This window comes from Pseudomonas maioricensis, assembly GCF_022790535.1.
Lineage (GTDB): Bacteria > Pseudomonadota > Gammaproteobacteria > Pseudomonadales > Pseudomonadaceae > Aquipseudomonas > Aquipseudomonas maioricensis.
This window is the reverse complement of record NZ_LOHG01000011.1, coordinates 1-12,351: the sequence shown is the minus strand read 5'-3', so window position 1 is coordinate 12,351 and position 12,351 is coordinate 1. Positions and strand designations below refer to the sequence as shown.

The following is a 12,351-nucleotide window of genomic DNA, read 5'->3' as shown; positions in this document are numbered from 1 at the left end:
TCAACCCGCAAGCGCAGCGCGCAGTTGAGCTTCGAGTGCAGCAGCATCAAGCTTCTGACCAATCAGGACCAATTGGGTCGCGCGCTCTTCGTCTGCGCCCCAGGCACGGTCGAAGTGCTTGTCGAAACGCGTACCGACGCCCTGAATCAATAAACGCATCGGTTTGCCTGGAATCGCCGCGAAACCCTTGACGCGCAGAATCCCGTGTTGCACCACCAGTTGGGTCAATGCGTCGAGCAGCAGGCTTTCGTCAGCTTGCGGCAACTTGATCGAGATGGAATCGAACGCGTCGTGATCGTGGTCATCATGATCATCGCCCTCGTGGTGATCGTGATGGGTCTTGCGACCATCGATGTGCTGCTCCGATTCGGCCCCCAGCCCCAACAGGACATTGATCGGCAGACGACCGCTGCTCGCTTCGATCACCTTGACCGCTGGCGGTAGCTCTTCGGAAACCTCGGCACGCACCGATGCCAGACCTGCGGCGTCGATCATGTCGGCTTTGTTGAGGATTACCAGATCGGCGCTGGCCAGTTGATCAGCGAACAGTTCGTGCAACGGCGACTCGTGATCGAGGTTCGGGTCCAGCTTGCGCTGAGCGTCTACCTGATCAGGGAATGCGGCGAAGGTGCCTGCCAGTACTGCCGGACTGTCTACCACGGTGATGACCGCATCGACCGTGCAGGCATTACGGATTTCGGGCCACTGGAAGGCTTGTACGAGCGGTTTTGGCAGAGCAAGGCCGGATGTTTCGATGAGGATGTGGTCCAGATCGCCGCGGCGCGCAACCAGTTCGCGCATCACCGGGAAAAACTCCTCCTGAACGGTGCAGCACAAGCAACCATTGGCCAGCTCATAGACACGGCCGGTCGCTTCTTCTTCGGTACAGCCAATGGTGCATTGCTTGAGGATTTCGCCATCGATACCCAGCTCGCCGAATTCATTGACGATCACGGCAATGCGTCGCCCCTCGGCGTTATCGAGCATGTGGCGCAGCAAGGTGGTTTTACCAGAGCCGAGAAAGCCGGTAACGATAGTGACGGGAAGTTTGGCCAGTGTTTTCATCGGATGCCCTTTGGCAATACGGCGGGCAAGCAGGACGAAAAACCTGTGTGGTCACAAGTATGTAACCACAGGGATACGATTCGCCACCGGATCACCCCGCCCGGTTGTAGTGAGAATTCGTCGGGCTCAAGGCCCGAATCGAGGCAGGTCTCCTGGCTTGCGGCGCACCCCGAAGATATCCGGGCAGTCATTGCGCCTTCCCGCGTGAAGCAGTGGCTATGCAATGGCTGTGCAGTAAATCATGACCGCTTACAGTTGCGGGGGCAGCCGCGGCATCGACCGCGTTCCCGTCTTAGCTCCCTGTGAACCCATGCCGGATCCAGCGGGAGAACCTCGAACCCGCAAGGCTACGCAGTGACCGCGGGCAGGTCAATCAACTGATTGACGTTCCACGCTGGCGCATGCTCTCCTACACGCCTTGTTACGGGTGCCCCTCACGGGGTGAAACGGGAAACCGGTGCGTTCAAGCCTTAGGGCTTGTGCAAGTCCGGCGCTGCCCCCGCAACGGTAAGCAAGTGAAGAATCAGATCCACTGTGCAGGTAACGGCATGGGAAGGCGATTCTTGCAGGTTGAGCGGCGCATAGCCCTACAGCCCCTTGCAAGCCCGGAGACCGGCCCGACATGAAATCAATAACGAACCCGCGGTGGGCGGGCGCAGTTGCACTCCCCTGACGATCGTCAGCGGGATCTTGCTGCGCATGCCTGCTTGCCGACATACAAGAGGGAAGCGCCATGTCGATCAGTACAACCAGCCATTCCGCCAGCAGTACAGCCACCCAGAGCCAGCGCCTGACCGCCGCGATCAGCGCAGCAATCCTCGGGGCCTGCCTGGTTTACTTCGCGGGTTTCTCGCACATCGAAGCGGTACACAACGCCGCTCACGATACTCGCCACAGCGCTGCCTTCCCCTGCCACTGAGACCTGACGCCATGTTCAAGCGAATTGCTCAAACGGCAGGATTCACCGGCTTGCTCGCCGCCCTGCTGCTGACCCTGCTGCAAAGCTTCTGGATCACTCCGTTGATTCTGCAGGCCGAAACCTACGAGAACTCGCTGGCCGAGCAGGTTCATGAACACGCCCACGGTGAAGCCGCACCGGCCGGACATAGTCATGACGAAGAAGCCTGGTCGCCGGAAGACGGCTGGCAGCGAATTGTTTCTACCACCGGCGGCAATCTGGTGGTTGCGGTAGGTTTCGCTTTGATGCTGGCCGCCCTGTACACCTTGAAGGCACCGGGCAAGACGTCCCAAGGCGTGTTCTGGGGGCTCGCGGGTTTTGCGGTGTTTACCCTCGCCCCGACCTTGGGCCTGCCACCCGAGCTGCCGGGTACTGCCGCAGCGGACCTTAACCAGCGGCAACTATGGTGGATTGGCACGGCGGCCTCCACTGCTGTCGCCCTGGCGTTGATCGTCTTTTCCCGCAGTTGGCTGCTGAAAGCCTTGGGCGTGGCGATTCTGGTCGTACCTCACGTGATTGGCGCTCCCCAGCCCGAAGTCCACGAGAGCCTTGCTCCAGAGGCGCTGGAATCGCAATTCGTGATTGCCTCGCTGCTGACCAATGCGCTGTTCTGGGTGGCGCTGGGCCTGATCAGCACCTGGCTTTTCCGTCGCAACAACCCCGCTCTTGATCAGGCCGTCTGATCAGATAAGGCCGACCCTGGTGGTCGGCCTTGGTTGCCAGCGCGGCTGTTCTACAGGCGCATTGCTGGAACTGATCGAACGCAGCCTTGAACGTCAGAACCTGCGCATCGAAGCCATCAGCGCCCTCGCCTCTATTGATCTGAAGAGCCGCGAACCCGGCCTGCTGGAGCTGGCGAAGCAGCTTGATTTACCTCTGCACTTCTTCACGGCCACTCAACTGAGCGTCCATGAGTCACAGCTCAGTCATCGATCACAGATCGCTTTCGAGCACACCGGTTGTTATGGAGTAGCAGAAAGTGCCGCCTTGGCATCGGCGAGCCAATCCGGTCCGGCCGAATTGCTCATCACTCGCCAGAAAACCCCGCAAGCCACTTTTGCCTTGGCCATTGCCCAACCGGTTAGCGGATAATCCACCTTTTCTACCCTTTGACCTGGAGTCTCCATGACGGTCTTTTTCATCGGCGCAGGCCCCGGCGATCCTGAGCTGATCACAGTCAAAGGCCAGCGACTGATCCGCACCTGTCCAGTGATCATCTACGCGGGCTCACTGGTGCCTGCCGCCGTTCTGGAAGGCCATCAGGCGGTTCAGGTGAGTAACAGTGCCGAGTTACACCTGGAACAAATCGTCGCCTTGATGAAATCTGCTCATGAACAAGGCCAGGATGTGGCTCGCGTACACTCTGGCGACCCGAGCCTGTACGGCGCGATCGGTGAGCAGATCCGCCACTTGCGCGAGCTGGGTATTCCATTCGAGATCATCCCGGGCGTGACGGCCACCGCGGCCTGCGCTGCGCTGCTGGAGTCCGAACTGACCCTGCCGGATATTTCCCAAACGGTGATCCTGACCCGTTATGCGGACAAGACGTCGATGCCGAAAGGTGAAGCCCTGGCCGACCTGGCGCGTCACCAGGCGACCATGGCGGTTCATCTGGGGGTCAATAATCTGCCAAAAATCGTCGCCGAACTGACGCCGCATTACGGTCCGGAATGCCCGATTGCCGTAGTTCATCGCGCCAGCTGGCCCGATCAGGACTGGGTCACAGGCACTCTGGCGGATATCGAAGCTAAAGTTGCGGAGAAGGGATTTCGCCGGACAGCACTGATCTTGGTCGGCCGTGTGTTATCCAGCGATGCATTCAGCGAGTCATCCCTGTACCGCGCAGGGCATGCGCATTTGTTCAGGCAGTAAAAGCACAATTTACTGTGGGAGCCGGACTTGCCCGCGATGAGGGTGGCGCGATCTAAAGTTAATCAACCTCATCGCGGGCAAGCCCAGCTCCCACAGAGGATGAGCATTCCAGCTTATAAGCGCGGGATGCTCAGGTATCCAGATCACACAAAAAACCCCGAACACGTCGGGGCTTTTTAACACGGAGCAGCAAACAGCTTAGTAGTAAGCGTTTTCTTTCTGCGTGTGGTCAGTCACATCACGTACGCCATTCAGCTCGGGAATGCGCTCAAGCAGGGTGCGCTCGATGCCTTCTTTCAGCGTCACGTCAGCCTGACCGCAACCCTGGCAACCACCGCCAAACTGCAACACTGCAATATGTTGCTCCTGCTCTTCAACCACATCGATCAGGGTGACCTGACCGCCATGGCTGGCCAGCCCCGGGTTGATCTCGGTTTGCAGGTAATAGTTGATACGGTCATTGATCGGACTGTCCGCACTGACCGTCGGCACTTTTGCGTTGGGTGCCTTGATCGTCAGTTGGCCGCCCATGCGGTCAGTCGCGTAATCGACAACGGCATCATCCAGAAATGCTTCGCTGAAACCATCAATCCAGGCGGTGAAGCTTTTCAGGCCAATGGCCTTGTCTTCTGGTTTCTCTTCGCCGGGCTTGCAGTAGGCAATGCAGGTTTCAGCGTACTGGGTGCCAGGCTGGGTAATAAACACGCGGATGCCAATGCCCGGGGTATTCTGCTTTTCCAGCAGATCGGCCAGGTAATCGTGGGCAGCATCGGTAATTGTAATAGCGGTCATGAAAATTCCTCGCAGACGTGCTGGCAGTTTACGCCAATCCCCGGCTTCGTACAAAGTCCTAGTATTTTTGTCAGGAAAGCGCCTGAGAAGCATTTCTGGCCCGTCGCTCGTCCAGCCAGCCCTTCATGCGACGATACAGGCCCTTCTCCAGCCACTCGTAACTGATCCATGCACCCAGCGCGATGACCGGCACACAAATCGCGAAGACCAGATAAGGGTTGAGGTTGTAATGCTGCGAGGCGAGCCAGCCGCCATATAGAACCAGAACGTGCAACAGATAAACCGAATAAGAACAATCGCCCAACACTTTGAGCAACTTGTTGCCCCGGAAAACCGGTTCCATGGCAATGCACGACAATACTATCAGCGCACTTGGAAGCCCCCAGTTAAGCAGGCGATCCTGATCGGCGCCCAAGTGATAGATAACGACCAGCCCCGTAGCGATCCCCAGTAACGGCAACCAGAAACCCTCCTTGATCCAGCCCCGGCGGTAAATGATGCCGATGCCGATGCCAAGCAAGAACTCATAGATGATGTCGTTGCCATAAAACCGGCTGATCAGCCCCGAGCGCGCCAGCACTTCACAGACCGCAAACAATGCGGCTGCGACGATCAACGGCCGATGCCGCTGTTTGAACAGGAATACCGTGGAAAACAGCAGATAGAAAAACATTTCGTAGTTAAGAGTCCAGCCCACATTCAAGGTGGGGTACAGCCCATAACCACCCGGGTTCTCCGCCGGGATGAAAAACAGCGACAGCATGAACGTCTGCCAGTTGATGACCTGATGCGGCAGCAATGGCGCCGCGAACACCAGCAACAAGCCCATCGCTGCGGTATAGAACCAGTAGGCAGGAACAATGCGGATAATGCGGTTCAGCATGAATCGTCTGGCGGGCATTTCGCTGTTCTGCGTGGACAGGAAAATCACCAGACCGCTGATCACGAAAAAGATATCAACGCCTACAGCACCCTTCGTCACGAAGAAGTCGCCAACAGGGCCACTGGCGTTAAAGTTGAAAAAAATCTGCATAAAGTGGTGACACACTACGACCCACGCGGCGAGTGCCCGCAGGGCTTGAACCGAAATCAACATCACGAACCTCATGGCACCTTTTGAACAACAATCCAGGGCTGCGAGAACAACGGCAGGCCCAAGGACACTCACGGGGTCGGACCGTGAGAGTTCACAAAAGGTCATGAAAAAATGACTTTTCCGGTCAGCGGTAGATGGCCGCAGGCCATGTGGCGCGTGGTGTGCGGCGGGTAAGAGGTCGATTCCGATCGCGAGCAAGCTCGGCTCCTACAGGAGAATACAGTCTCATGTGGGAGCCGAGCTTGCTCGCGATAGGGTCAATACAAAACCAAGGTCTTCCTACAGATTTTCATACCGATTCATATCCATCACCCCCGCCTCAACAGGATCGGTTTCCTGAATGTACCGGGTCAGGTCATGGAAGTACGTCCAGAACTGCGGATTGCTGCGCCGCACACCCCAACGTTCGACAATCTTCTCAAACTCTGGCTGATGCCTGGCCTGCTGCATCATCTGAACGAACTCGGGCACCTCATTGGCAGACACGTTGAACATGAAGTTCGGGTAACTCGCCAATACCCCAGGATAAATAGTCAGCGTATCCAGCCCCGGATCGTAGCGATAAGACTCACCCAGTAAAAACGCGACATTCGTATGCGCGCGGTTACGCAGCATGCTGTACATCATTCGCTTGCCCGTGCCGTCCTCGATACGCAGCATGGTCGCCTCGGGCAAATAATCGATCACCTTCAGGCCCGCTGCAGGCCGCGCCGTCAGATGGCTCAGCGACTGCTCAACCTGAGCAAAACTGTTACTGATACCGACTCGTGAACAGTAAGCACCCGAACAGCGATTGATCGGATCCGGGGCTGCATTCAGCGTACCGGCGCGCTCCACCAGCTTCAGGGCGAAATCACGTTTCGGATCCTTTTCATCCAGCTTCATGCCGCTCGGCGTGTCATTGTCGATGCTCTGATAATCCAGCCACATCTTGACTTTGCCGCCGTTGCGATACCAGTCGTTCAACAGATCATCGCGTTTGTCTGCGGGCATCAGGCGCAGGAAGTTAACCTCGGCGCCATTACGGATCAGATCAAAATACAAGCGTGTCTGAACCTGATGCGACAAGTTACCGTAAACGTCAAAATTCACTGCCAACTGGTAATACGTGCGTTCCAGCAGCGGATAGTCAAATAGCCAAAGGGTCTGGGGTACCTCTCCTATCAGGCCTTTATTCACCGATGCACTGTCAAAATGCCGAAAGACCGTCAGCAGCGCATTATCGTTACCTGCCCACAACGTTGCCCAGCCCGGTGGCGGCGTGTGGGCATAGCTGTCGCGGCGCAGGTCTTCATATTCGTTGCGCTTGTCGCGATAGCTGCGCCATAAACTCAGCACACTGCCCACGTCATCGTTTTGCCCCGGCATTGCAAGCAGCGGCGTTGCCAGACCGCGATATCGGGCATCGACGACGTAGCGATCAAAAGCGGGCTCCTGAAACATCACCCAGAACTGGTCACGAATCACATCAGTGGCGATCTGGCCGCGGCACACCGGTCCGCGAATGAACGTGCGGACGAAGTACTCGGCGTTATCCAGCATGAATTGATAGCGGGCTACTGCGGGAATGGCTTCAAAGGTTTCAAACGGATTGGCCCGACGACCCGGCCCATAGCCGGGCAGTGAATCGACATGCCACTGGTTGCCGTAGAACAGCTGCTTGACCCGCGCCATCTTCTGCGGACCGAGCGCATAGGTGATATGAGTCTTGTGGACGATCACGCCTTTGACTTGCTCAAGGCGGTAGTAAAAATCACTGCCCGGATCGTCGTTCGGCCTGCGCGTTGCTATCACGTCGATCGGCTGACCGCTCGGCGTACGCGAGCGCACCCAGTGAAAGAAGTGCCCTGGCTCACCACCAACAAAGTAGATGTGCGCGAGGAATAAATGCTCGTACAGCCACCGGCCCACCAGCGCTTGAGTAGACCCACGCTGGTTGAGTAACGCTTCCCACTCGGCAATCTGTGATATTTCGCTGATAGACGGATTCAGCGCCTTGTCGTCCGTAGGCGCGCCCGCTGCGAACCAGCGTTGCAAGGTCTGATACTCAGCGTCGGTAAGCCCGGCGACAGCCAGCGGCATGCCTTCCTTGGGATGCGCCTGAGCGTAAGCATTGAACTCACCGGGTTGAGCGCAAAGATTCTCGCGATTGAGCCCCAGTGCGATCTCAGGTGGAATCTTCGCATTGGGCTCCAGTGGCGCGTTACGCCCCAGGTCCAGCATTCTGCTCATCAGCGCGGCCTGACTGCCCTGAGCGTCGAGCACTGAATAAAAACCCTTGCTCTCCCAGGCTTTCGGCCCGCTGGCATCGATAAATAAACGAGTGGGTGCCTGCGCGACACTGCGATCCCCTTCATACACCGGGATTTTGCTGGCCCCACGGGCGACGCCCTCCCCAGCACCGAGATTCAGCTGGCACGGCGCGTCGTTACAGGCATGGCAGGCCACGCACTTTTCGGTAAGGATCGGCTGGATATCCCGTACATAGGAAATATTCGGCTGCACAGGCTGATCGCCCGCCTGAGCCTGGAACATGCCGCACATCGACAACACTGCGATGCTTACAACAAAGCGATACGGCATATCCAGCGTCCAAAAGATTCTAAGAGGAGAAAAAACGCAGCAATTCTACAGAGGATATCGCACACCAACATGAGCGATATTCATACCAAAGTGTTATCAACACTAAAACCGTTCGGGTTTGCTATCATTTCGACCTTTCTGTATCGATCTTTTCCAGGTAGCCCTATGTCTGATCGCAGCGCCCGTCTTCATGCTCTCCAGCAAGCTCTCCAGCAGAGGATCCTGATCCTCGACGGCGGCATGGGCACCATGATCCAGAGCTATCGCCTTGAGGAAGAAGACTATCGCGGCAAGCGCTTTGCCGATTGGCCAAGTGACGTCAAGGGCAACAACGATCTGCTGGTGCTGACGCGCCCGGACGTGATCGGCGCCATCGAGAAAGCTTATCTGGACGCTGGCGCTGACATTCTCGAAACCAACACCTTCAACGCCACACAGGTTTCCCAGGCTGATTACGGCATGGAAGAAATCGTCTACGAGCTGAACGTGGAAGGTGCTCGACTGGCTCGCAAAGTCGCTGACGCCAAGACGCTGGAAACCCCTGACAAGCCGCGCTTCGTCGCCGGTGTTCTCGGCCCGACCAGCCGTACCTGCTCACTGTCGCCAGACGTGAACAACCCCGGCTATCGCAACGTGACGTTCGATGAGCTGGTAGAAAACTACACGGAAGCGACTCGCGGTCTGATTGAAGGCGGCGCAGACCTGATCCTGATCGAAACCATTTTCGACACCCTCAATGCCAAGGCGGCGATCTTTGCCGTGCAGGGCGTCTTCGAAGAGATCGGTTTTGAATTGCCGATCATGATTTCCGGGACCATCACCGACGCCTCCGGCCGCACCCTCTCCGGCCAGACCACTGAAGCGTTCTGGAACTCGGTCAGCCATGCCAAGCCGATCTCGGTGGGCTTGAACTGCGCGCTGGGTGCCAGCGATCTGCGCCCGTACCTGCAAGAGCTGTCGAACAAGGCCAGCACTTACGTCTCCGCGCACCCTAACGCGGGCTTGCCGAACGAGTTTGGCGAATACGACGAACTGCCGAGCCAGACCGCAAAAATCATCGAGGAGTTCGCCCAAAGCGGCTTCCTGAACATCGTCGGTGGCTGCTGCGGCACGACGCCGGGCCACATCAAGGCAATCGCTGAGGCAGTCGCCGGTTATGCCCCACGGCAAATTCCGGACATCCCGAAAGCCTGTCGCCTGTCCGGCCTTGAGCCGTTCACCATTGATCGCAACTCGCTGTTCGTCAACGTCGGCGAGCGAACCAACATCACCGGTTCCGCCCGCTTTGCCCGTCTGATCCGTGAAGATAACTACACCGAAGCCCTGGAAGTCGCCCTGCAACAGGTCGAAGCCGGTGCCCAAGTGATCGACATCAACATGGACGAAGGGATGCTGGACTCGAAGAAGGCCATGGTGACCTTCCTCAACCTGATCGCAGGCGAGCCGGATATCTCCCGGGTGCCTATCATGATCGACTCCTCCAAGTGGGAAGTGATTGAAGCGGGCCTCAAGTGCATTCAGGGCAAGGGCATCGTCAACTCGATCAGCATGAAAGAAGGCGTCGAGCAGTTCATCCATCACGCAAAACTCTGCAAGCGTTACGGCGCCGCAGTTGTGGTGATGGCGTTCGACGAAGACGGCCAGGCCGACACCGAAGCGCGCAAAAAAGAAATCTGCAAACGCTCCTACGACATTCTGGTCAATGAGGTCGGCTTCCCGCCGGAAGACATCATTTTCGACCCGAACATCTTCGCCATTGCCACCGGCATCGAAGAGCACAACAACTATGCAGTCGACTTCATTAACGCCTGTGCCTACATCCGCGACGAACTGCCTTACGCGCTGACGTCGGGCGGTGTGTCCAATGTTTCGTTCTCGTTCCGCGGCAATAACCCGGTGCGGGAAGCGATTCACTCGGTGTTCTTGCTGTACGCGATCCGTAACGGCCTGAGCATGGGCATCGTCAACGCCGGGCAGCTGGAGATCTACGACCAGATACCGGCCGAGTTGCGTGACTGTGTGGAAGACGTAGTACTTAACCGCACAGCTGACGGCACCGATGCGTTGCTGGCGATTGCTGACAAGTTTAAGGGCGACGGCAGCGTCAAAGAAGCGGAAACCGAAGAATGGCGCGGCTGGCCGGTGAACAAGCGCCTGGAACATGCGCTGGTCAAGGGTATTACCACGCACATCGTTGAAGACACCGAAGAGTCCCGTCAGTCATTCGCCCGCCCGATCGAAGTGATCGAAGGCCCGCTGATGTCCGGCATGAACATCGTCGGCGACCTGTTCGGCTCGGGCAAAATGTTCCTCCCGCAAGTGGTCAAGTCCGCTCGCGTAATGAAGCAGGCCGTTGCCCACCTGATCCCGTTCATCGAACTGGAAAAAGGTGACAAGCCAGAAGCCAAGGGCAAGATCCTCATGGCTACGGTCAAGGGCGACGTGCACGATATCGGTAAAAACATTGTGGGTGTGGTGCTGGGTTGCAATGGCTATGACATTGTCGACCTCGGTGTGATGGTGCCTGCAGAGAAGATCCTGCAAGTCGCTAAAGAACAAAAGTGCGACATCATCGGCCTATCTGGCCTGATTACTCCGTCGCTGGATGAAATGGTCCACGTAGCCCGGGAAATGCAGCGCCAGGACTTTCATCTGCCACTGATGATCGGCGGCGCGACCACCTCCAAAGCGCACACGGCGGTGAAGATCGAACCCAAGTACAGCAACGATGCAGTGATTTACGTGACAGACGCCTCGCGCGCAGTGGGCGTGGCCACACAGTTGCTGTCCAAGGAACTGAAACCGGCGTTCATCGAGAAGACCCGTCTTGAATACATCGAAGTCCGCGAACGTACTTCGGCTCGCAGCGCTCGCACCGAGCGCCTGAGCTACGGCGCTGCGGTTGCCAAGAAACCGCAGTTTGACTGGGCGACCTACAACCCGGTGAAACCGACGTTTACGGGCGCCAAGGTGCTGGAAAACATCGATCTGGACGTGCTTGCCGAATACATCGACTGGACGCCGTTCTTTATTTCCTGGGATCTGGCCGGCAAATATCCGCGCATTCTCACTGACGAAGTAGTTGGCGAAGCGGCGACGTCACTGTTTGCCGATGCTCAGCAACTGCTGCGCAAGTTGATTGATGAAAAACTGATCAGCGCCCGCGCCGTGTTTGGTTTCTGGCCTGCCAATCAGGTGAATGACGACGATCTGGAAGTCTACGGCGACGATGGCCTGCCGCTGGCGAAGCTGCATCACCTGCGTCAGCAGATCATCAAGACCGATGGCAAACCAAACTTCTCGCTGGCTGACTTTGTTGCACCTAAAGACAGCGGCGTCACTGACTATATCGGCGGCTTCATTACTACCGCTGGTATCGGCGCCGAAGAGGTTTCCAAGGCTTATCAGGACGCGGGCGACGACTACAACGCGATTATGGTCAAAGCCTTGGCCGACCGCCTCGCGGAAGCCTGTGCCGAGTGGCTGCACCAACAAGTGCGTAAAGAGCACTGGGGCTATGCCAAGGATGAGCAACTGGACAATGACGCGCTGATCAAAGAGCAATACGCGGGTATCCGCCCTGCTCCCGGCTATCCAGCCTGCCCGGATCACACCGAGAAAGGCACGCTGTTCGAACTGCTGGACCCGATGCCGGACGGCAAACCAGGCAAAAGCGGCGTGTTCCTCACCGAACATTACGCCATGTTCCCGGCGGCGGCGGTCAGCGGCTGGTACTTCGCCCACCCACAGGCGCAATACTTCGCCGTGGGCAAGGTCGACAAGGATCAGGTGGAAAGTTACACCGCGCGTAAAGGTCAGGACTTGAATGTGACCGAGCGCTGGCTGGCGCCGAATCTGGGGTATGACGAGTAAGCTGCTGCTCTATATTGGAGGTTTCCTCCTGTAGGAGCCCGAGCTTGCTCGCGATGCGGTCGCCCTGGTTCTTCAGGGCCACCGTGTCATCGTTCATCGCGAGCAAGCTCGG

General features: G+C 57.5%; 9 protein-coding genes and 2 riboswitches. Of the genes, 5 read left to right on the top strand and 4 right to left on the bottom strand.

What is annotated here, in order from left to right; all coding sequences use genetic code 11:
• Positions 1–1,065 carry a cobalamin biosynthesis protein CobW gene (cobW, locus tag AUC61_RS17505; protein WP_243247454.1) on the bottom strand — a complete coding sequence of 355 codons (1,065 nt, stop codon included), beginning with the start codon at positions 1,063–1,065 and terminating at the stop codon, positions 1–3.
• A 125-nt stretch (positions 1,066–1,190) separates the two neighbouring features.
• A riboswitch (cobalamin riboswitch) is annotated at positions 1,191–1,416 on the bottom strand.
• 57 nt (positions 1,417–1,473) lie between these two features.
• A riboswitch (cobalamin riboswitch) is annotated at positions 1,474–1,700 on the top strand.
• Between the two features lie 98 nt (positions 1,701–1,798).
• On the opposite strand from cobW, the gene AUC61_RS17500 reads away from it, so the two are divergent.
• Genes AUC61_RS17500 through cobM form a run of 4 tightly spaced genes read left to right on the top strand, consistent with a single transcriptional unit; the run spans position 1,799 to position 3,895 of the window.
• Complete coding sequence (locus AUC61_RS17500) at positions 1,799–1,984, top strand: CbtB domain-containing protein (RefSeq protein WP_243247453.1); 186 nt, start codon at positions 1,799–1,801, stop codon at positions 1,982–1,984.
• An 11-nt stretch (positions 1,985–1,995) separates the two neighbouring features.
• The gene (locus tag AUC61_RS17495) at positions 1,996–2,706 is read left to right on the top strand and encodes a CbtA family protein (RefSeq protein ID WP_243247452.1); all 711 of its coding nucleotides are present in this window, start codon (positions 1,996–1,998) and stop codon (positions 2,704–2,706) included.
• The gene (locus AUC61_RS17490) at positions 2,690–3,115 is read left to right on the top strand and encodes a cobalamin biosynthesis protein (RefSeq protein WP_243247451.1); all 426 of its coding nucleotides are present in this window, start codon (positions 2,690–2,692) and stop codon (positions 3,113–3,115) included. The genes AUC61_RS17495 and AUC61_RS17490 overlap by 17 nt, the downstream gene beginning before the upstream one ends.
• A gap of 33 nt (positions 3,116–3,148) precedes the next feature.
• Positions 3,149–3,895, top strand: coding sequence for a precorrin-4 C(11)-methyltransferase (cobM, locus tag AUC61_RS17485; RefSeq protein WP_243247450.1), 747 nt, complete (start codon positions 3,149–3,151; stop codon positions 3,893–3,895).
• Between the two features lie 198 nt (positions 3,896–4,093).
• Here the strand turns inward: cobM and nfuA are convergent, their stop codons facing one another.
• The 3 genes from nfuA to AUC61_RS17470 form a co-directional block, all read right to left on the bottom strand.
• Positions 4,094–4,687, bottom strand: coding sequence for a Fe-S biogenesis protein NfuA (gene nfuA / locus AUC61_RS17480; protein WP_243247449.1), 594 nt, complete (start codon positions 4,685–4,687; stop codon positions 4,094–4,096).
• Positions 4,688–4,757: 70 nt separating this feature from the next.
• Positions 4,758–5,783 carry an acyltransferase family protein gene (locus tag AUC61_RS17475; RefSeq protein ID WP_340163301.1) on the bottom strand — a complete coding sequence of 342 codons (1,026 nt, stop codon included), beginning with the start codon at positions 5,781–5,783 and terminating at the stop codon, positions 4,758–4,760.
• A gap of 279 nt (positions 5,784–6,062) precedes the next feature.
• Complete coding sequence (locus AUC61_RS17470; protein WP_243247447.1) at positions 6,063–8,366, bottom strand: fatty acid cis/trans isomerase; 2,304 nt, start codon at positions 8,364–8,366, stop codon at positions 6,063–6,065.
• 165 nt (positions 8,367–8,531) lie between these two features.
• Here AUC61_RS17470 and metH point away from each other — a divergent pair, with 165 nt between their 5' ends.
• The gene (gene metH / locus AUC61_RS17465; RefSeq protein WP_243247446.1) at positions 8,532–12,239 is read left to right on the top strand and encodes a methionine synthase; all 3,708 of its coding nucleotides are present in this window, start codon (positions 8,532–8,534) and stop codon (positions 12,237–12,239) included.
• The last annotated feature ends 112 nt before the right edge of the window (positions 12,240–12,351 follow it).